This is a genomic window from Duncaniella dubosii, assembly GCF_004803915.1.
In the GTDB taxonomy this organism is placed as follows: Bacteria; Bacteroidota; Bacteroidia; order Bacteroidales; family Muribaculaceae; genus Duncaniella; species Duncaniella dubosii.
Window position 1 is genome coordinate 498,987 of sequence record NZ_CP039396.1, and the last position, 20,296, is coordinate 519,282.

Annotated in this window: 15 protein-coding genes; 7 read left to right on the top strand and 8 right to left on the bottom strand. The window is 51.5% G+C overall.

What is annotated here, in order from left to right; all coding sequences use genetic code 11:
• Positions 1 to 44 precede the first annotated feature (44 nt).
• Genes E7747_RS02105 through E7747_RS02115 form a run of 3 tightly spaced genes read right to left on the bottom strand, consistent with a single transcriptional unit; the run spans position 45 to position 3,863 of the window.
• Positions 45 to 1,235 (bottom strand): class I SAM-dependent rRNA methyltransferase, encoded by a 1,191-nt coding sequence (locus E7747_RS02105; protein WP_136413834.1) that lies wholly within the window; start codon positions 1,233 to 1,235, stop codon positions 45 to 47.
• A 47-nt stretch (positions 1,236 to 1,282) separates the two neighbouring features.
• Positions 1,283 to 2,638: an RIP metalloprotease RseP gene (gene rseP, locus E7747_RS02110; RefSeq protein WP_136413835.1), complete on the bottom strand. Its 1,356-nt coding sequence runs from the start codon at positions 2,636 to 2,638 to the stop codon at positions 1,283 to 1,285.
• 55 nt (positions 2,639 to 2,693) lie between these two features.
• Positions 2,694 to 3,863, bottom strand: coding sequence for a 1-deoxy-D-xylulose-5-phosphate reductoisomerase (locus E7747_RS02115; protein WP_136413837.1), 1,170 nt, complete (start codon positions 3,861 to 3,863; stop codon positions 2,694 to 2,696).
• 111 nt (positions 3,864 to 3,974) lie between these two features.
• On the opposite strand from E7747_RS02115, the gene E7747_RS02120 reads away from it, so the two are divergent.
• The 5 genes from E7747_RS02120 to E7747_RS02140 all read left to right on the top strand — a co-directional run bounded on the left by E7747_RS02120 (position 3,975) and on the right by E7747_RS02140 (position 11,547).
• On the top strand, positions 3,975 to 6,182 hold the full coding sequence (locus E7747_RS02120; protein WP_136413839.1) for a tetratricopeptide repeat protein: 2,208 nt from the start codon (positions 3,975 to 3,977) through the stop codon (positions 6,180 to 6,182).
• A gap of 92 nt (positions 6,183 to 6,274) precedes the next feature.
• Positions 6,275 to 8,356: a M3 family metallopeptidase gene (locus tag E7747_RS02125; RefSeq protein WP_136413841.1), complete on the top strand. Its 2,082-nt coding sequence runs from the start codon at positions 6,275 to 6,277 to the stop codon at positions 8,354 to 8,356.
• 216 nt (positions 8,357 to 8,572) lie between these two features.
• Positions 8,573 to 9,835 (top strand): putative DNA modification/repair radical SAM protein, encoded by a 1,263-nt coding sequence (locus E7747_RS02130; RefSeq protein WP_123615478.1) that lies wholly within the window; start codon positions 8,573 to 8,575, stop codon positions 9,833 to 9,835.
• A gap of 26 nt (positions 9,836 to 9,861) precedes the next feature.
• On the top strand, positions 9,862 to 10,626 hold the full coding sequence (locus tag E7747_RS02135) for a TIGR03915 family putative DNA repair protein (protein ID WP_136413843.1): 765 nt from the start codon (positions 9,862 to 9,864) through the stop codon (positions 10,624 to 10,626).
• 69 nt (positions 10,627 to 10,695) lie between these two features.
• The gene (locus E7747_RS02140; protein ID WP_136413845.1) at positions 10,696 to 11,547 is read left to right on the top strand and encodes a patatin-like phospholipase family protein; all 852 of its coding nucleotides are present in this window, start codon (positions 10,696 to 10,698) and stop codon (positions 11,545 to 11,547) included.
• Between the two features lie 71 nt (positions 11,548 to 11,618).
• Here E7747_RS02140 and E7747_RS17420 read toward each other — a convergent pair whose 3' ends face one another.
• The 5 genes from E7747_RS17420 to E7747_RS02165 all read right to left on the bottom strand — a co-directional run bounded on the left by E7747_RS17420 (position 11,619) and on the right by E7747_RS02165 (position 15,958).
• Positions 11,619 to 11,843, bottom strand: coding sequence for a hypothetical protein (locus E7747_RS17420; RefSeq protein ID WP_394366314.1), 225 nt, complete (start codon positions 11,841 to 11,843; stop codon positions 11,619 to 11,621).
• Positions 11,768 to 12,367: a tyrosine-protein phosphatase gene (locus tag E7747_RS02150; RefSeq protein ID WP_136413849.1), complete on the bottom strand. Its 600-nt coding sequence runs from the start codon at positions 12,365 to 12,367 to the stop codon at positions 11,768 to 11,770. Before E7747_RS02150 ends, E7747_RS17420 begins: the two co-directional genes overlap by 76 nt.
• 174 nt (positions 12,368 to 12,541) lie before the next feature.
• Positions 12,542 to 14,344 (bottom strand): M56 family metallopeptidase, encoded by a 1,803-nt coding sequence (locus E7747_RS02155; protein WP_136413851.1) that lies wholly within the window; start codon positions 14,342 to 14,344, stop codon positions 12,542 to 12,544.
• A gap of 181 nt (positions 14,345 to 14,525) precedes the next feature.
• Positions 14,526 to 14,912, bottom strand: coding sequence for a BlaI/MecI/CopY family transcriptional regulator (locus E7747_RS02160; protein WP_123615483.1), 387 nt, complete (start codon positions 14,910 to 14,912; stop codon positions 14,526 to 14,528).
• A 146-nt stretch (positions 14,913 to 15,058) separates the two neighbouring features.
• Positions 15,059 to 15,958: a hypothetical protein gene (locus E7747_RS02165; protein WP_136413853.1), complete on the bottom strand. Its 900-nt coding sequence runs from the start codon at positions 15,956 to 15,958 to the stop codon at positions 15,059 to 15,061.
• A gap of 528 nt (positions 15,959 to 16,486) precedes the next feature.
• On the opposite strand from E7747_RS02165, the gene E7747_RS02170 reads away from it, so the two are divergent.
• Together E7747_RS02170 and E7747_RS02175 are read left to right on the top strand one after the other, a co-directional pair.
• The gene (locus tag E7747_RS02170) at positions 16,487 to 19,045 is read left to right on the top strand and encodes a hypothetical protein (RefSeq protein ID WP_136413855.1); all 2,559 of its coding nucleotides are present in this window, start codon (positions 16,487 to 16,489) and stop codon (positions 19,043 to 19,045) included.
• 39 nt (positions 19,046 to 19,084) lie between these two features.
• A complete protein-coding gene (locus tag E7747_RS02175; RefSeq protein ID WP_123615486.1) occupies positions 19,085 to 20,239 on the top strand; it encodes an OmpA family protein in 1,155 nt (384 codons plus the stop codon).
• The last annotated feature ends 57 nt before the right edge of the window (positions 20,240 to 20,296 follow it).

The window sequence follows — 20,296 nt, forward strand, 5'->3', positions numbered from 1 at the left end:
ATTAAGGACAAAGTATTAAGGATGAATTTACCACATACCGCTATTTATTCTACGTAGAGGACAAGCCCCTTGAGATATTCGCCTTCAGGATGGTAGATGTTGACAGGATGATCGGCTGGCTGTGTGAGCTGATGGAGAATGCGCACTCTGCGACCCGACATGGCTGCGGCCGTAAAAACCGCAAGACGGAACTGCTCCTTGCTGATGGCCTGCGAGCATGAGAATGTGAAAAGAATTCCACCGGGAGCAATCTTCTCGAAAGCTGCTGCATTCAGACGGCGATAACCTATCATCGCGTTGCGTATCGCACTGCGGTGTTTGGCAAATGCCGGCGGATCGAGGACAATCAGGTCGTATGTCCCCTTTTCCATGCGTCCAAGGAATTTGAAGGCATCCTCGGCATATGACTTATGACGTTCGTCGCCCGGGAAATTCAACTCGATATTGGCATCCGTAAGAGTGATGGCCTTGGCCGACGAATCGACCGAATGGACGAGCTGCGCCCCTCCGCGCATGGCATAGACAGAGAATCCTCCGGTGTAACAGAACATGTTGAGCACCTTTGCACCATGACTGTATTTCTGAAGAAGCGAGCGGTTGTCACGCTGATCCACGAAAAATCCGGTCTTCTGGCCCTTAAGCCAGTCGATGTTGAACTTCAGACCATTTTCAACCGCTATATTCGTATCAAAGCCACCTATTATATAGTCATTGACAGGATCAAGGCGCGCTTTGAACGGAAGTGTCGTCTCAGACTTATAATATACATTTCTGATACCGGCGTCAGGCAGACGGGTTAGTTCGCGGGCGATAATGTCGCGGGCGAAGTGCATGCCCGGGCTATGGGCCTGAAGCACTGCCGTATTTCCGTAAATATCAACAACGCATCCCGGAAGGAAATCACCTTCGCCGTGGACAAGGCGGAATGTCGAGTTGTCGGGACGGATGAGACCGAGTTTTCTGCGCAGTTCCCATGCCTGCGACAAGCGTTCGGCATAAAAATCCGAATCAATCATGCGCTCGGATGAATCGAGCATACGGACGGCTATTGAACCGATTTCGTAGTGACCGACTCCGAGGGGACGGCCGTCGGAAGCTTCGACACGCACTGTCTCCCCTTCTTCAAGCTCTTCTGGCAGATGAGCTATCGCGCCGGAAAATACCCACGGATGGAAACGCAGTAGCGACTCCTCTTTTCCTCGTTTGAGGATGATGGTTTTAAGTTGTGATGACATATATCAAGACAAAAATTTTGCTGTGTTAAAGGTTGGTTAATAACCTGTTATTTAAAGAACGCCCGGAAGATGTCGTTGCCGTTCGCATAAAGCAGGAGCAGAAGCAGGAATGCCATGCCGACATACTGAGCGGCTATGAGGACTTTTTCAGGAGCCTGTTTGCCTGTGATGATTTCCCAGAGGAGGAACATCACGTGGCCGCCGTCAAGCCCCGGGATAGGTATGATGTTCATGAACGCGAGAGCAACCGAAAGGAATGCTGTTATTTCCCAGAAACTAAGCCAGTTCCATCTTTCAGGGAACATATTGCCGATCGCACCGAATCCGCCAAGACTCTCTGCGCCTTCCTGTGAAAAGACATGGCGCATTGAGCTTACATAGTTTGAGAGTGTGGTCGTTCCGATTTCCCATCCCTTCGGGAATGATTCGAAGAAATTATAACTGATGGTGACCGGCTTGTATACAGCTGTCAGCGGACGAAGCTGGAAACCGAGTTTGCCATGTGAATTCGGTGTCATTTCGATTTGCAGAGTCTTCCCGTCGCGCTCGACAGTGACAGGCACTTTTTTATCGGCATAGTTGTGGAGTGCGGCAGTCAGCTCGGAATATGACGGAGTCGGGATTGTGTCGACCGCAATGATATGGTCACCCTCTTTCAAACCCGCCTTGGCGGCAGCCTCACCGGGCACGATGCGGTCTATGTAGACCGGCAGACGATAGGCAAGGAAACCTTTGTCGTCGTTCAGACGGAACAGAAAATCATCGGGGATTGCGATATTTACAGTATCCTTATGGTTGCGGATGACAGTGACCACCTTGGCATCGGCCATCTTGTAAGGGTAGTCACCCTTCGAAGCGTCAAGCAGCACGCCGTCTGCCATATATGGGATGTCGCCGTTACGGAAACCGACCTTCTGGGCGGCAGGAGTGAAGTCGAAACCCTCGGTCGCGGCATCAAACGGAATATATTGCGAACCCCAGTGCATCGCTATGCCGGCATAGATGAGAATTGCAAGAATGAAGTTGAACAGCACACCGCCGAGCATTACGAGCAGACGCTGCCACGCGGGTTTCGTGCGGAATTCCCAAGGTTTCGGTTCTTGTTTCATCTGCTCTGTGTCCATCGACTCGTCGATCATACCGGCAATCTTGCAATATCCGCCAAGCGGAAGCCAGCCAATGCCGTATTCAGTGTCGCGCCAAGAACTTTTGTTCGGATCTGCTCCGGGTTTTGGCTTCGGTTTCCATTTGAACAGCGAGAAATATGGGTCGAAGAACATGTAGAACTTCTCGACCTTTATTCCGAATATGCGTGAAAATATAAAATGACCGAATTCATGTATAATCACAAGAAAGGCCAGAGCGACAATTAGCTGTAAAGCTTTTATGAGAAATGTTTCCATTAAAAATTAAATCAGATGTGTTTTTATTTTGATACGTGTCCCGCGTCAGTCACGGTCAGCGCAGAGGAATTTTGCAGCCGGTAAGTTGCTCGGCAAAAGTGATTGCGGCACTATGTGTCTCCACATAGTCATCAAGCGTCGGCGACTGAATGAATGGAATCGCATCGAGAGTGCGCATGATAGTACCATATATTTCCGGGAATGAGATTTTTTCATCAAGGAAGGCCCGCACGGCCACTTCGTTGGCCGCGTTGATTATACATGCGGCGTTGCCTCCACGGTTGAGAGCGTAGGGTGCGAGTTTGAGGCAGGGAAATTTTTCAGGATCAGGCTTCTCGAAAGTGAGTTGCGCGTAGTCAGTGAGCGAGAGCGGGCGCTCAGACGAAGGAAGACGAGAGGCATCGCCAAGCGCATAGCGTATCGGCAGGCGCATGTCGGGTATGCCGAGCTGCGCTTTCACCGCACCGTCGATAAACTCAACCATCGAGTGAACAATGGACTGAGGATGGACTACGGCCTCAATCCTGTCAGGCGTAACGTCAAAGAGCCATCTGGCCTCAATGATTTCGAAAGCCTTGTTGAGCATGGTAGCCGAATCAATCGTGATTTTAGCGCCCATGTTCCAGCGCGGATGACGCAGAGCCTGCGAAGGGGTCACACTTTCAATCTGCTCCTTTGAAAATGACCTGAACGGACCGCCGGAGGCTGTTATGATAAGTTTCTCGACTGTAGCCGGATCTTCACCTACAAGACACTGGTAGATGGCCGAATGTTCGGAATCGACGGGAATCACCCTGACAGGCGATTCTCTGAGAAGCCGCGTGACAAGCTCTCCGGCAACCACGAGAGTCTCCTTGTTGGCAAGAGCAATCTGTTTTCCCGCACGGATTGCACGGACAGTCGGGAGCAGTCCGCTGTAGCCGACAGTCGCAGTGACCACCGTATCAAAATCAGGACGCTCCATCGCATCAGCCAAGGCGGCACTGCCGGCGGCAGTCTCGATGCCAAGAGGAGAAAGAGCTTCACGCAGACGGGCATATTTGGATTCGTCGGCGATTATAGCCAGAGAGGGACGGAATTTGACAGCCTGTTCGATAAGCTGCTCTACATTAGAACCGGCGGCAAGCACGGTAGCCTTGAAGCGCTCCGGAAAGCGCGAAATCACATCAAGGGTCTGCGTTCCTATCGACCCCGTAGAGCCGAGGATTGCTATGTTATGTGGCATGAGTGGATAAATCTATAAGAGCATGTTTAAGAACTGCAAAAATACGCAAAAATCCTCACTTTGGCACGGTTTTTGCGGAATTTTGAGTAATTTTGCATATATAAGTTATCTATGAACCACCAAATTGATATATCCAAGGAGCTTGAACGTCTCATCAGCCAAAGGCGTGTCAATGACGCTCTTGACCTGATCGACAATGCTTCGGCAACGCTCGGGGCTGTCCCTGAACTGCGCTCGGCCACATCGCGGCTACGCGAAAGCTACGAGCTGATGACCCACTACGCACTGCAAGGAATGCCCGATCCGGCACGCCCGGAACTGTATGCGGGAATCATCGCAGACATAAGGGCACTTGCCGACGACCTTCACCGCCGTTCACGCCTCGACGATGCCCCGACCCTGTATTTCAACACACTGCGCTATCAGAATATGCGTCCTGACATAAGCATAGCCACGTTGCTTGACGAATATCGCCGTGTCAACCGCCGCTTGCAGATGGCCATGCTCACAGAAGATGTCGAAAAGGCGGGCAGAGAGTTCTCAATGCGTGCCGAAGACCTCGAAAAAAGGATATTCAACCTCATCTGGATCACCTATCCTCTCACTGTCGACGACGCGGCTGCCATAGGCAACCTTTTGAGCGACATATCACTTGCCGGACACTTCAAACAGCTCTGCGTGTCGGCTCTGATGCTGGGTCAGCTCGAATATCCAGATGAAAAACGTATGCGCCTTCTGATGGATGCCTACCTATCGGACAATGCGGAAATCTCCGTGCGTGCGCTGTGTTCGATGCTCATCATCATGTCGGTTCGGCGCAACAGGCCGTTTTCTCCGGCACTCGCACGCCGTTTCGACTCGCTGCGCGAGGATAGCCGCTGGAGTGCAGACGTAAAGATGGCGCTGTTGCAGTTCATCCGCGCACGCGATACCGAACGAATCGGACGTAAACTGACCGACGAAGTGATTCCCGAGATGATGAAGCTCCAGCCGGAACTTGAGAAACTCGGACGCAAACCGCTCGATCCGGAGTCAATTGAAGAGAATCCCGAATGGGCGGAACTGCTCGACAAATCAGGCATATCCGACAAGCTGAAAGAGCTTCAGGAGATACAGGAAGACGGAGGCGACGTGATGATGGTCACATTCAGCAAGCTCAAAACCTTCCCGTTTTTCAACGACATATCCAACTGGTTTCTCCCATTCCACACCTCACACTCATCCATAGCCGGTAGCAACGACGCATCAGTGCGCATGCTTGCCGACATAATGGAAAGCGCTCCGATGTTCTGCAACAGCGACAAGTATTCAATCATACTTTCGCTCGCACAGGTGCCTGAGTCACAGAAACAGATGATGTCATCGCAGCTAAAAGCCCATTCGGCCCAGATGGCAGCCATGAGTTTCGGCGACATCGACTCGTCGCAGAAAGGCCGCGAACGGCTGGCAGGAAAATATGTGCAGGACATCTACCGTTTCTTCCGCCTGTTCAGACGCAAGGGAGAATTCAACGATCCCTTCGCCACAACCCTCAACCTCGTGACTGTCCCGCTGCTCTCCGACATATTTGACGATGCCGACACTCTGCTTCTCGTCGGGGAATTCTATTTCAAACATAAACATTTCGCCGATGCCTTTGATGTGTTCGAACGTCTGTCGGACAAAGTACCTCCTTCCGCACAGCTCTATCAGAAAATGGGCTACTGCATGCAGATGCTCGGAGCGATAGACACGGCTGTCAGATATTACGAGCAGAGCGAGCTGCTCAACGCCGAAAGTCTCTGGACCATCAAACGCCTTGCCATCTGTCACCGCAACTCGCGCAACTGGGAAAAGGCCGTAGAATACTATTCGCGCCTCGCGGCAGCAAATCCGGATGACGCTAACGTGGCACTCAATCTTGCTCTGTGCCATCTCGAAAACGGACAGACGGCAGAGGCCATGCAGCTGCTCTACAAGGTCGAATTCCTGCAGGGCGAGTCAGACCGCTCGTCGCGTCCGCTTGTCAGATGCGCGTTGCTTGAAAACAACCTTGATAAAGCCCGCAGATATTCCGACGCACTGCTTTCGCGAACACCATCGGCATCGGACTATATGCACGCAGGCCATATCGAAATCCTGAGCGGAAACCTCGATAACGGAGTTAGACTCTATGCCGAGGCAATAGCCGCCGACAATTTCGACACCGGAAATTTCGTCAGAACATTCAAATCAGACATGGAAACCTACAAAGCCATGTCGGCAATCGACTCTCTGACTCTCGGGCTGATTCTCGACGAGGCAATCAAGCGTTCGTCGGCTCTCGGCCACAAAGTCTGAAAAAACATTCGTTAATCAACCATTCACTGTCATATCTCCCATTTTTTTACATGCGTAAAATCCTATTATCGGCTTTTGCCGCCGCAAGCATTATGATACAAGCTCAAAATCCGTTTTTTCAAGAATTCAACACCGCCCCCCACGGTGCGGCTCCTTTCGACAAGATAACATTCGCCGACTACGAACCCGCCATCGACCGCGGTATCCGCCTCGGGCTTGAAGCCGTCGACGCTATCGTCAACAATCCTGAAGCCCCGACATTTGAAAACACAATCGTGGCTCTCGAACACGCCGACACCGACCTCAACAGAGTTCTCATGGTGTTCGATCCGCTGCTCTCGGCTCTCAGCGACGACAACATGATGGAGCTGTCGATGAAAATCACACCGCGCCTGTCAGACTATTCCACGTCCATCTCGCTCAACGAAGGTCTGTGGAAGAGAGTTAAAGCCGTCTATGACAACCGTGCCGACTATAATCTTGCCAAAGAGGACAGCATGTTGCTTAAACGTACCTACGACTCTTTTGTGCGCAACGGCGCTCTTCTCGAAGGGAAGGACCGCGAGACCTATTCGCAGCTCTCCAGCCGTCTGAGCGAACTGACCACACTTTTCGGCCAGAATGTCCTAAAGGAAATGAACACCTATGAAATCTGGCTCGGTGCTGATGATCTGGCCGGACTTCCCGAAAGTTCTGTAGAGGCTGCAGCCCTCGCAGCACGCGAGAAAGGCCGCGATGGAGAATATCTTTTCACTCTCGCACAGCCTGTCTACATGGCTTTCATGAAATACAGCGACCGTCGCGACCTCCGGGAAAAGATGTATCGTCTCTACACCGGCCGAAACATCAAAGGCGACTACAACAATCTCCCGATAATGAAGGAAATCGCCGAGACAAGAATGAAAATCGCCAACCTGCTCGGCTATCCGACCTACGCTCACTATGCACTCGAAAAGACAATGGCGAAAACTCCCGACAAAGTCTACGAGCTGCTCAACTCGCTGCGCGATGCTTATCTTCCGGCACAGAAAGCCGAATTCAAGGAACTTGCCGACTATGCCTCTTCAATTGAAGGCAAGACAATCGACCTGAAACCTTGGGACTACAGCTATTATGCCAACAAGCTCAAGAATGCCAAGTATGCCTACGATGAAGAGAAGCTACGTCCTTATTTCGAGCTTAACAATGTCATTGACGGAGTGTTCGGTCTCGCTACCCGTCTCTATGGCGTGACATTCAAGAAAAACCCCGAGATTCCGGTCTATCATCCCGACGTGACCGCCTTTGATGTAATCGACAACGACGGTTCGTTCCTCGGTGTGATCTATACAGACTTCTTCCCACGCGAAAGCAAGCGTCCCGGCGCGTGGATGACGGAATTCAAGAGCGAGGAAATCACTCCTGACGGCAAGGTGATACGCCCACACGTGTCAATTGTGATGAACTTCACCAAACCAACCGGATCAAAACCGTCGCTCCTGACACCCTATGAGGTCGAGACCTTCCTCCACGAATTCGGCCACGGGCTTCACGGACTTCTCGCGAACACAAAATATGCCTCTCTGTCAGGCACAAACGTGCTCCGCGACTTCGTGGAACTCCCCTCGCAGTTCAACGAGAACTATCTCACTGAGAAAGAATTCCTCGACGGATTCGCACGCCATTATGAAACAGGCGAAGCCATCCCTTCGGAACTCGTCAGCCAGATTATAAGCTCGTCGCAGTTCGGTGCGGCCTACGCATGTCTCCGCCAGCTCAACTTCGGACTCATCGACATGGCATGGCACAGCATCACTGCCCCGGTCAACGATCCTGAAAAGTTCGAGCAGGAAGCCGGAGCATCGGTGGCTATGTTCGACCCGATTGCAGGCAGCGTGACAGGAAGCACATTCTCACACATTTTCGCAGGTGGATATGCCGCCGGCTACTACAGCTACAAATGGGCTGAAGTTCTCGATGCCGACGCTTTCGCCCACTTCAAGGAAAACGGAATCTTCGACCGCAAGACTGCCGAATCATTCCGTCAGAACATTCTTTCACGCGGCGGCACAGAGAATCCCGACGAACTATACCGCCGTTTCCGTGGCAAGGACGCTTCAATCGACGCTCTTCTCCAGCGCGACGGCATCTCCCAAAAGCCATCAGGAAAATTGCCGGTCCCTATGGATAAATAAGTCTTCATATCAGACATAAACAAAGTCTTCAGGCGGTTAAAAATCCAATTGGAATTTTCAACCGCCTGATTATTTTCCATGTGTAAACCACATTAATCAATCGGCATTAAATCTGGCAGGCCTTTTCATAGAAAGGCCCCGAGGCGGCCGGGCTTAACTTTCTTTAACCTGATTGAGCAAAATTTAAGCACTCAAGTTTTCTACTTTTGCATCATTATGACAGAAGCTACACTTGAAAAACTGAAGATACTGGCCGCAGCCGCCAAATATGACGTGTCATGCTCGTCAAGCGGGACAGTGCGCCGCAACGACGGCAAAGGCGTGGGAAACACGGTTGGCGGCGTCGGCATCTGTCATAGCTTCGCTGCCGACGGCCGTTGCATAGCACTCTTGAAAATCATGCTTACTAACTATTGTAAATATGACTGTGCCTACTGTGTGAACCGACGGTCGAACGACATCCCGCGTGCCACGCTTTCCGTCTCCGAAGTCGTCGACATAACGATGGAATTCTACCGCCGTAACTATATCGAAGGTCTGTTCCTTAGTTCGGGAGTGGTACGCAACGCCGACTATACGATGGAACGCATAGCCCGCATTGCCAAAGATCTCCGCACTATCCATCGCTTCAACGGCTACATACACCTGAAAAGCATACCCGGTGCGTCGCAGGAACTCGTCAACGAAGCCGGACGCTATGCCGACCGAATGAGCGTCAATATCGAAATCCCGCGCGAGGAATCTCTCAGATATCTCGCGCCCGAAAAGAACCATCAGAGCATATTCGAGCCGATGGGCTATATCAGGCAAGGAGTGCTGCAATGTCAGGAAGACAGGAAAACCATGCGCCATGTGCCGCGTTTTGTACCGGCCGGACAGAGCACTCAGATGATCATCGGGGCGACCCCCGACACTGACCGCGACATTCTCCTTGCCTCATCGTCACTCTACGGGATGCCGACGATGCGCAGGGTCTACTATTCGGGCTATGTTTCTGTCAACACCTACGATTCCCGGCTGCCGGCGCTGAAACAGCCGCCGCTCGTGCGCGAAAACCGCCTCTATCAGGCCGACTGGCTGATGCGCTTCTATCATTTCAAGGCCGAAGAAATTGCCGACGACACCCATCCGAATCTTGACCTCGAAGTCGATCCCAAGCTCGGATGGGCGCTGCGACATCCCGAAGCCTTCCCGGTCGATGTCAACCGTGCGCCATACGAAATGATACTGCGTGTGCCCGGAATAGGCGTGAAATCCGCAACGCTTATCGTCAACGCACGCCGTTACCGCCACCTCAATTCGTCACACCTGTCAAAAATAGGTGTCGTCATGAAGCGGGCGCGATATTTCATCACATGCGGAGAGCTGACCGCAGGGACGATAGCCGACACATCGCCGGAATATGTGCGCAAAATCCTGACCGCTCCACGAAAACCCAAAGGTGAAAATCCGCTGCAACTGTCATTTGATTTTTCCTGATTACACCTAAAGTTATAATATACACAATGGTCATCTATCGTTTTGACGGAAGTTTCGACGGACTGCTCACCGCCGTATTCGACTCTTTTGCGCGAAAGGAGCGTCCCGACGCACTTCTGTCACCTGACGGCGACATGCCATTGTTCTATGACACCCTGCACGAAGTCGAAACCGACCTTGAAAAAAGCACACGGGTCTGGAAAAAACTTTCAGTCTCAATCTCAGCCGGTGCACGCACCGCGCTCATGACCGCGTTCCTCACCGACAATTCCGATTTTCCCCTTCTGGCTCTGCGCTTCATCAGCCGTGCGGTGACCACCAGCCCTTCGATAGAGAATGATTTTTCTGACCCTGCAGTCCTCTCGATCGTGAAAGAAGGCCGGCGCGTCCGTGGCGAGGCCCACCGTCTGCTCCAGTTCGTCAGATTTCAAAAAGCGGTCGACGGTACTTATTTTTCAATGGTAGAACCGCTGTTCGATGTATTGCCGTTTGCCATAAAACATTTTGCCGACCGTTTTTCCGACCAGCCATTCATCATCTACGACCGGGTGCGCGACTACGGCTATCATTACGACGGGAAAGAGACTAAACGCATCACACTCCGGTCTGACAGCTATCACCTATCGACCGGGCGGCTCTCTGACGAACTGATGGACCCTGACGAACGACTCTACCAGCAGCTGTGGCGCAACTATGTCAGATATACAGCCATCACCGAACGTACCAATCCGCGCAAGCAGCGTCAGGACATGCCGGTCAGATACTGGAAATATCTCACCGAGATGCAATGACGATTGTCAGGAAATCCGTAACTTTACGCAGAATTTCTAATTATCAGCCTAATTTCAGATTATTAGCCTATGCGTAAAGGACTGGTGCTTGAAGGAGGAGCCATGCGCGGACTGTTCACCGCAGGTGTCATCGATGTGATGATGGAAAACGGTATTGATTTCGACGGGCTCATCGGAGTTTCGGCCGGATCAAGCTTTGGCTGCAACTTCAAGTCGCGCCAGCCGGGTCGCGTGCTCCGCTACAATCTGCGGTTCTGCAAAGATCCGCGCTACATGGGGCTGCGCTCGCTCCTGAGCACAGGCGACCTCGTCGGGGCTGAATTCGCTTACCACACCCTCCCGCTCGAACTTGACATTTTCGATATCCCGACATTCGAAAGCAACCCGATTGAATTTCACCTTGTCTGCACCGACGTGACGACAGGTCTTCCCGTCTACTACCGTATGGACCGCGTCGACCACGATTCCCTCGAATGGCTCCGCGCATCAGCCTCCATGCCGATCGTCACCCGTCCGGTCAGCGTTGCCGACGGGCATCTGCTGCTCGACGGAGGCATCAGCGACTCGATTCCTTTGGCCTATTTCCAGTCACAGGGCTTCGACCGCAACGTCGTCGTACTGACCCAGCCGCTCGACTATCGCAAAAGCCCGGCGCAAAAATGGGTGTTCCGACTCTTCATGCGCCGCTATCCAAAGATTGTCGAGGCTATGGCGAAGAGACACGAAATGTATAACGCGCAGCTCGACTACATCCATTCACAAGCCCTGACAGGCAACACCCTGATCATAGCCCCGTCGAAACCACTGCCAATCGGCCGCATCGAAATGAATCCAGAAAAAATGCGGCTTGTCTACGGCATGGGACGTGACAGCGCGACCGCAATGCTCCCGCAACTGAAATCATTCCTCGACGGAAAATAAGAGGGTGTTTCATAACAAATGTCAAACACGACCCTCTAAGTACGGGAGCAAAAAGTGACATTAAGTGGTGGTTAAAGAAAAACCTTATCGTTGAGAAGGCGGTTTTCGAGCGCGTCGAAATGGCGACGTGCATCCTTGGTCGTCAGATAGGCATCGATCACATCTGCGTGACGGAAATTGTGGAGGTCAGTGCCTAAAAAATCCACATAACCTTTTTCAATCAGTTTCTCCGCCGTCCGCTTCTCTTTCTTTGTATATCCGCCCGCAAGCGAAAGCACATTGACCTGAAACAACACTCCGGCCTGATGCAGCTGGTCATAGCGCTCGGGTGCTCCTCGAAATAATAATGGAAACGCTCCGGATGAGCCATTATCGGGTTGTAGCCCTGAATTTTCAGGTCAAACAGGAACTGGTCAAGCTGCCACGGCTCCTGAATGAACGAATTTTCCACGAGGATATACCTGTTCGGGAAAGTGGTGATCTGACCTGCCGCAAGCTCCGAGCGGAAAAAATCGTCGATGCGGTTCTCCGACGCACGCGAAAGCTCCACATCTACACCCGCATTCTTCAAGGCATCCTCCAACTCATGCAATGCCGGGTCGAGCACATCTGGAGTGTTCGGAAAAGTCGCTTCCGTGATGTGCGGGGTGGCTATGATGCGGTCAAGCCCCCAGTTGCGCATGCGTTTCACAAGTTCGACCGAGGTCTCTACGTCGGGCGAGCCGTCGTCGACACCCGGAAGGATATGACAATGTATGTCGGTCCTGAACGGAAGTCTTGCCGGCTCACTCTTTCTCGAAAGGAAACTAAAAAATGCCATATTAAATTGTTATGTCTGCGTCTATTGTTTGATATTTCACATACAAAGGTAACGATTCATTTTGTAATAGCCTAAAAACGGCTGCCGGAAAAAGAGTGTTCCGGCAGCCGTTTTGGATTATCACAATCAAAACAATTGTTTTTTTGAGATCTCTACATTTTCGCCAACAGTGGTTCAGACACTTTTCAGATAGACGTTGACCTCGGGCCGGCCACCATTCTTAATGACATTTATCGAGTCTATGAGATTCGGATTTATATTTTTTATTCTTTCATAAGGCACAGTCCTGCTTTCATTGCCCTGATACAACGTCACCTTTTCCAGCGATCTCGTCATGGCGGTGGTCTTTTCTTCCTTTATGCTGTCGTCTTTCTTAATTTCGTCTTTCTTGATTTTAAACGACACGGGGAGTGTATACCACACGTCAACAGCCTCGCCATTCAACATGCCCGGTGTAAAAGTCGGGAGAGTCTTGATGACACGCTCCGCCTCCGCGTCGAGCGACGGATTTATTTTCCTTATTGACTTCACATCGCCTATCGAACCATCTTTCTTAACGACGAAGCTCACCACAACGCGTCCTTCAATCCCATCACTATACGCATCCTGCGGATAGCGGATATGAGAAGCGATATATTGGAGCAACGCTTTTTCACCACCGGGAAATTGCGGCTTGGACTCCACTACGGTATACGGTTGTGAACCATCCGTATGTCTTGAGGACTCACGGCGCTCCGCCACTTTGCCCTCGGCCGAAGATGCAGAGGCGCTCACGCCATCGCCGGGTGCGGCGACAACCTCGGCGGTCTCGCTAACTTCATGAGGGGGAACTTCGGTGACATCCCTGCCTCCGGCGGATTCTTCGACCGGCTTTGCTGCGGGCTCACATGACGTTCCGTCTGACGACACCGATGCTGCGACATCGCCGACAGCCACCGTCACGGTTTCACCGACAGTCACATCGTCCGGTTTCTCAGCCGGCGGCAACATTACCTCATCGACCGACTGGACGCCAACCGACTCAGCCACAGTGGCGTCATCACCGTTATCAGCGACAAACGACGCAAGAGCCGTGTCGTCGATAACCGAAGCGACGACATCGAGATTGGCCACACCGACTGCCACAGCAAGCGCCGGCAACAGCGCCAGTCCGCGCAGACGGCGCGACGGAGCTGTATCGGTGTTATACATCATCGTGATACGTTTCTTCAGTTTGCTGTGATTCAAGCTGTTTGCAAGCGACGTAAAACGATGTCCCACAGCCTTTTTAATCAGCAGCATCTGATACTGGCGCGCCCCGACACCCGATTCGAGCACTGCGCCGTCGGCCTGATACTCATGGACGGCCTTAAGCTCCTCGCGCATGAGCCAAGCCGCAGGATTATACCACTGGAACACCCCGACGGCCTGAGCCATCAGCAGATCTATCCAGTGGCGCAGACGCAGATGCTGAAGCTCGTGGACGAGAATCATGCTGCCGTCCTCCTCCCAGTCCTTGCGGCTCATCACCACATATCTGCACCAGCTGAACGGTGCGATCCCCCCGTCGTCGGTGACGACCACGATCTTTCCGCCATATCTGCCGGCTTCTTCACCGCGCGAGATTATGCGCCGGAGTCTCAGCCCGACCCATACTGTCTGGAATAGCGTCGCAGCCACACCGGCGAGATAGACCCACAGAAGCACCGTGATCCACAAAGGCTGCGCCGGAGCGACGAGCTCGCCTTGGTCTGCGACGCTGACCATAATGTCTTCAAAATCGATTTCGGCCATAGGCACAGACGCCGGGGCATCGGCCATGAATCCGCGTGCCCACTCGGCGGCAGGGAGCGCCGTAAGCGCAACTATATAGATGAGCCATAGGGCCACACGGTTGTAACGGTGCTGGTTTTCACCGGCCATCACCCATTTGTAGGTGAGATAGAGCATCGAGAGGAGTATGGAGCTGTAGAGAGAATATGATAGCAATGTTCCCATGATAGATCCGGTATTAAATAACTGACGGTGGATTGACAAAGGTGACGTAGAGATGACTGACGGCAGAAAAAGGTCAGGATCAAGCAGTCTTGATAAAAACGGCGTCCGGCGGGGTATGTGCGCCGGACGCCTCAATCTCAGGTTGGAATCTTATAATATCCCTGACATCGTGTTTTCGCGATTATTTCTTTGCGTTCTTGCGCTCGATGAGATCCATGACTTCGCGGAGCTCTTCGTCCGACATCTTTTCTTCCTCGACGAGTGCAGAAACTGCGTTCTTGTAAGAATTGTTGAAATAGTCCTTCACCAGACGGGCCAACGAACGCTTCATGAAATCTTCCTTCTTGGCGATGGCATAGTAGCGGTAGGTCGGACCAAAAACTTCGTGGCTCACATGACCCTTCTCTTCGAGGATTCTGACGATGGTCGAAAGGGTGTTGAAGTGAGGTTTGGGCTCTTCGTGGATGTTGACCATCTCACGCACAAAGAGAGGACCGCGCTCCCAAAGCATCTGCATGATGACCAATTCCTTTTCTGTGAGCATCTGTGGTTTTCTTCCTGGTTTCATAATTAATGGATTTTAATGTTATGAGTATTCTGTTATATCGTTAAAAAATCAGCGGTGTGAAACTACCATGATAGTTTCACACCGCAAAGATAAAACTATAATTGAGTTATTGCAACGTATGCGCAATATTTTAGTGTTAAAAATACCTAAAATAGCTTATACGCGAATCTGACGCTGACCACCGGATAGACCTTGAAAGTTGTCATGAGGTCCACATAGTCGCCCGGCTTGCCCTTGATATTTACCACATCCTTGGTCAGATTAGTGCCGTCGTGAGTGACGAGCGAGGGCGATCCGCCCCAGATCATCATGCCGCAATCCACGTCGAGAGTGAAGCGCTTCGACTTGCCGAGGTCGCCCGTGTAGCCAAGCCCGACGTAGGGCTTGAAAGCATTGACGAAAGCCGAGACCTTGACCATACCGTCGGTGTCGGGCTGCATCATATAGGGTTTGCCGTCCTTGAAGTCTCCGACATGGATGCCCATGTGGCCTTCGGTCTCGAGGTCGGCGCGGAGGTCGTCGACGAGGAACGGATCGAGATACGTGTCGCCGAAAATAGGCTTGTCGATGGCATCGTCGCTCATGATGAAGTCATAGAAGTTATTATAGATGTTGACAGCCACGAGCGACGGCATCTCGCCCATCGTGTTGAGCGCCTTGGCCACCTTGCGCGAACCGGCATAGAAACCGACGGTCGCCCTCCAGCCTTTGGTTTTCCAAGGATAGATGTCGAAGAGCATCTTGAAATTGGTCATGGTCGGTTTGCCGTCAAGCTCAACGCGGTCGTCGACCTCGATGCCGGTCAGACGGTGCATATAGTTCTGCAGCTTCTCGAAATTGTTGGCTGTGACTCCGCCCCCGTCCGAATAGCTCTGGAGGCTGAACGACATCGGAAAGGCGATGTGGGGAGTGAAATCCACTCCGGCCCTGACGCGGAGATAGTCGGTCACATGGGTCGAGAGGTCGAGGCCGAGGCCGGTGCTGCCGACCGAGACTCCGATATCAAGATGGCGGAAAACATTGCGCTCCTTTGCTCCGAAAGACATCTGAGCTTCCGGTCGCTATCCTGCGCATGAATCGCGCTCACAAAAAACAATCCAATAATTACGGTAGTGATCCTGCGGACAACTCCTTTTGTGCTGTGTGTCATGCTGATGGGTTGATTGATTTTATTTCTTAAATAATATATATACTATAATTACATTTGTTGACAGATTCTCCCCGCAAAGTTACAAAATTCTTCCAAATTTCCGAAAATTTAAACAGTGAAACATTTTTTCCGTTAAAACTTGTTGCGTTTCGCATATTTTTACTACCTTTGCCACCTGATAAGATTATCAACGTGGAACTCAACATTTACTCTAACTCAACTATGACAGCAACCGAATTTTCACTTTCAACTTAAAACCAAAAACCACTGACGTTGCAGCAGGATATTATATAATTCTAAGGTTATTATATAATACTAACAACGGTCGGGACGCTTTTCCACAAGCCAATCCCGCCGGGAAAGACATACACACGGATTCAATAATTTATAACGACTAATACATATTTAATTTAATCAAACTGAAATGAAGAAAAAATTCATCCCAGGTCTGCTTCTTTTGGCGCTTACTGCCGGAGGATTCAGCACTTTTACTTCATGTAAGGATACAGACGAAGATCTGTATATCAACCTTCGCGGTGAGCAGGTTAGCCTTCAGGCAGCCCTCGATGCCCTGAAGGAGCAACTTGCCAACTGTGGCACAAACTGCCAGAATGAAATCAAGCGTCTTGAAGATCTCATCAATGGCAAGCCCGGTTACACAGAATCCGAAATCAAGGGTTGGATTACTGATCTTACCAATCAGTATGCCACTCAGGAAGCTTTAAAACAACTTGCCGACCGTGTCGCAGCTCTTGAAGGCAAAGAACCCGGAGGAAACGACCAGTTCAAACCTGAAGATGTTACTACTCTTACCGATCTTATCGCCATCGCTGACCAGCTCAAAGCCTTGGTAGGTGAAAACGGAACCGTAAACACTCTTTCAACTGAAATTGAAAATCTCAAGAAAGTTCTCAACGGCGACGGAACTAACCCCGGCCTACTTGCAACCGTCAGCGGTCTCGAAGCTTGGTTTGAAAACATAGGTCTTACAGTTGATGAATTCCAGACTTACGTAAAGCAGGGTGAATTCGTTCTCTCAAACAAGGCAGCTCTCGAAGCTCTCGTAAAACTTCAGAACGACGGTACTCTCAACGAAGATGCCCTCAAGGCTCTCAACGAAGTTTACGCTGACCTCGCAGGCATTGACGAGATGTACAACACTATCTTCAAGGGCGTTGAAGCTCCTGCCGACGGATGGTGGAACTACGCAGAGGTTATGCAGAACATCAAGAACAACTCTGCCGCCATCGCAGAACTTCAGGACGAAGTTGACGCTATCTTCAACCGTATCAACGACTTGGTGACAAGCCTCATCCTCCAGTCTGCATCAAACCACCTCTACGGTACATTCAACACACCCTTCGGCATCAACTCTATGGTGCTCATGGCCAACTTCGGTCACCTCGCTATCGACCTCAACCAGTTCCCGGTTTCGGCAGCAAAGGATATGGGTGCAGAATGCTACTCAGACTCAAACATCGACTGGTCGTCAATCACTTCCGACAAGTATGACCTGACTTCAACAATTCTTGCCTATACTACCAACAACGGACAAGCTACTCTTGGTAACCTCTGGTTCACTGTTAACCCCGGAACTGTCAACCACCTCGACAAGGCCGGTTTCGAACTCGTCAACAGCCGCGACGAAGTTTCAAAAGTAAACCTCGTTGACATCACTAAGGACGACGAAACCCTCATCCAGTTCGGTGTTAACTCCAACTCTCGTGCAGCCGGCAACGGCAACGGCCTCTACCGCGCTGAAGCAACTGTAGCAGTTGACGACCTCGACGCAATCAAGGTCAACATCGAGTCAGGTCTCGCACAGGCTCTCAAAGACGCTGTCAAGAACCACACTGCAGCTGACATGGCTCACCTTCTCAAGGCTATCTACAGCCAGCTCCAGAACGTATGCGACGCTAACGCACTCCGCTATACTTACGAAGCTATTTCAGGCAAGGGTGGCGCTACTTCAACTCAGAAGGTTTACTCTAACTACGGTCTTGCTGCAACTGCCTTCAAGCCCCTCTCGTTCGCTACTCTCAAGGGTGAATCATTCCACAAACTCCCGACTATCGATCCTATCGAAATCGACAAGTCGCTCGTTGACCTCGGCCTCAAGCCCTTCGAAATCGGCGATGTAAAGCTTGATGTAGAACTCGACCTCGGCAAGATTGAATTCGATGAAGTTGGTGAAACTATCATCGAAGTCAAAGTTCCTTCTCATTTCAATGAAAACGGTGAAGCCGATGCTTGGACATATGAAAAGGTAAATATCACCGGTGACCTCCAGCAGATTGTTGACAAACTTCAGGCTTCTGTCAACGAATGGTTCGAAGGCAAGGTTGACGAACCCAGCCTTAACGAAAAGCTCCAGAGCCAGATTGAAGCAGCTGTCGACTCAGCATTCAACGGTCCTGACGGCCTCATCGCAAGCATCGAAAATCAGGTTAACGACATGATGGGCAGCATTCAGGATAAGCTCGACAACCTCGTTGACCAGATCAACAAGGATTACCTCAACAAGGTTAACAAGCTCATCGACAAATACAACTCTATTGCTGACCGCATCAACAAGGTTCTCAGCGATCCTAACCACTACCTCCAGAGCGTGATGTTCATCCGCAAGGCTGACGGCAACCTCGGCTTCCTCAGCACCAACGCTAAGCAGCCCTCACAGTTCAAGGGTAACGGCGAAGCTATCGAGCTTTTCGCTACTACCTACAACTTCGAGACTGTCTGCCCCGCATTCAAGAAGATTGTCGGCGTTGTCAAGGTTACCGACCAGAACGGCAACGAAAACACAGCTCTCAAGAATGCTGCCAACGCAAGCATGGCTAAGGTTCTCGACGGTCGCGTAAACCGCGTGGCTCTCGACGTTCGCGGTGCCAAGGGTGGTGTCTTCACCTACGAAATCGCTTATCAGGCAATGGACTTCACCGGTCACACTTCAACTGTTAAGTGCTACGTACAGGTAATCCGCTAATCGAATCGTCAAGGCTCAAATCTTTAGAAAACTAAAAACATGAAAATTAACAAGTTATTTCTAACAGCCTCATTCGCCCTCTGTGCAGCCTTCATGGCTAACGCACAGGAGGCGCAGGAGGAGACAGAATATGTCTTCCAGCCCCACTGGTATGTCCAAGGGCAGGTTGGTATGCAGGAGACCTTGGGAGAAACCAGCTTCGGCAAACTCGCATCGTTCAACGCACAGGTTGGCGTAGGCTACCGCTTCAACCCCGTACTCGGCGCACGCCTCATCTTCAACGGATGGACCTCAAAAGGTTCAATCGAAGTTGACGGCAAGCGTTCAGACTGGAAGTGGAACTACGTAGCTCCCACCGTCAACGCAACAGTCGACCTCGTTAACCTCATCGGCGGCTTCAACCCCGAGCGTCCCGTCAACGCCGGCATCTTCGCTGGTATCGGCGCTAACATCGCAGCCCGCAACGGCGAGGCCAACGACGTCAACAACGCCCTCAAGGCAAGCGTCTACAAGGATCTCGACGCAGCTGCCCGCCCCGACGTGCTCCGCAACATCTGGACCGGCACAAAGGCCCGCTTCGTAGGTCAGTTCGGCGTTTATGCTGACTACAACCTCACCAGCAACCTCAAACTCGGCCTCGAACTTCAAGCCAACGTCCTCCCCGACGGCTACAACTCAAAGAAGGCAGGTAACGCCGACTGGTATTTCAACGGCCTCGTAGGCGTGAAGTATGCTTTCGGAACAACCTTCACCAAGCAGAAGCGCAAAAAGTGCTGCGCCGCTACCGCCGAACCCAAGATCATCGAAAAGATCGTGGAAGTTCCCGTAGAGAAGATCGTAGTCAAGGAAGTAATCAAGGAAGTGCCCGCACCTCTTACCCGCGACGTATTCTTCAAGATTTCTACCATCAAGATCACCAAGGACGAAATGTATAAGGTGGCTGAAGTTGCCCGCTACATGAAGACCAACCCCGATACCAAGGTAACCGTAACAGGCTATGCCGACAAGGGAACAGGTTCAATGAAGCTCAACCTCCGTCTCTCGGCTCAGCGTGCCGAAGCGGTTGCCAACGCCCTCATCAAGGAATACGGCATCGCTTCAGACCGCATCACAGTCAAGAGCATGGGTGAAGTAGAGGATCAGCCCTACCCCACTCCCGCTCAGAACCGTGTTGCAATCTGCATCGTTGAATAACCGGCGATTACGAAACACGTAAAGTCCTATATATCGGGGCTGTGTCTGAAATGGCGC

Excerpts from the sequence above, each read along its gene's own strand:
- E7747_RS02155 (WP_136413851.1), bottom strand. The coding sequence starts at position 14,344 with ATGGGAACATTGCTATCATATTCTCTCTACAGCTCCATACTCCTCTCG.
- E7747_RS02120 (WP_136413839.1), top strand. The coding sequence starts at position 3,975 with ATGAACCACCAAATTGATATATCCAAGGAGCTTGAACGTCTCATCAGC.
- rseP (WP_136413835.1), bottom strand. The coding sequence starts at position 2,638 with ATGGAAACATTTCTCATAAAAGCTTTACAGCTAATTGTCGCTCTGGCC.
- E7747_RS02160 (WP_123615483.1), bottom strand. The coding sequence starts at position 14,912 with ATGAAACCAGGAAGAAAACCACAGATGCTCACAGAAAAGGAATTGGTC.
- E7747_RS02135 (WP_136413843.1), top strand. The coding sequence starts at position 9,862 with ATGGTCATCTATCGTTTTGACGGAAGTTTCGACGGACTGCTCACCGCC.
- E7747_RS02165 (WP_136413853.1), bottom strand. The coding sequence starts at position 15,958 with ATGTCTTTCGGAGCAAAGGAGCGCAATGTTTTCCGCCATCTTGATATC.
- E7747_RS02150 (WP_136413849.1), bottom strand. The coding sequence starts at position 12,367 with ATGGCATTTTTTAGTTTCCTTTCGAGAAAGAGTGAGCCGGCAAGACTT.
- E7747_RS02105 (WP_136413834.1), bottom strand. The coding sequence starts at position 1,235 with ATGTCATCACAACTTAAAACCATCATCCTCAAACGAGGAAAAGAGGAG.
- E7747_RS02175 (WP_123615486.1), top strand. The coding sequence starts at position 19,085 with ATGAAAATTAACAAGTTATTTCTAACAGCCTCATTCGCCCTCTGTGCA.
- E7747_RS02130 (WP_123615478.1), top strand. The coding sequence starts at position 8,573 with ATGACAGAAGCTACACTTGAAAAACTGAAGATACTGGCCGCAGCCGCC.
- E7747_RS02125 (WP_136413841.1), top strand. The coding sequence starts at position 6,275 with ATGATACAAGCTCAAAATCCGTTTTTTCAAGAATTCAACACCGCCCCC.
- E7747_RS02140 (WP_136413845.1), top strand. The coding sequence starts at position 10,696 with ATGCGTAAAGGACTGGTGCTTGAAGGAGGAGCCATGCGCGGACTGTTC.
- E7747_RS02115 (WP_136413837.1), bottom strand. The coding sequence starts at position 3,863 with ATGCCACATAACATAGCAATCCTCGGCTCTACGGGGTCGATAGGAACG.
- E7747_RS02170 (WP_136413855.1), top strand. The coding sequence starts at position 16,487 with ATGAAGAAAAAATTCATCCCAGGTCTGCTTCTTTTGGCGCTTACTGCC.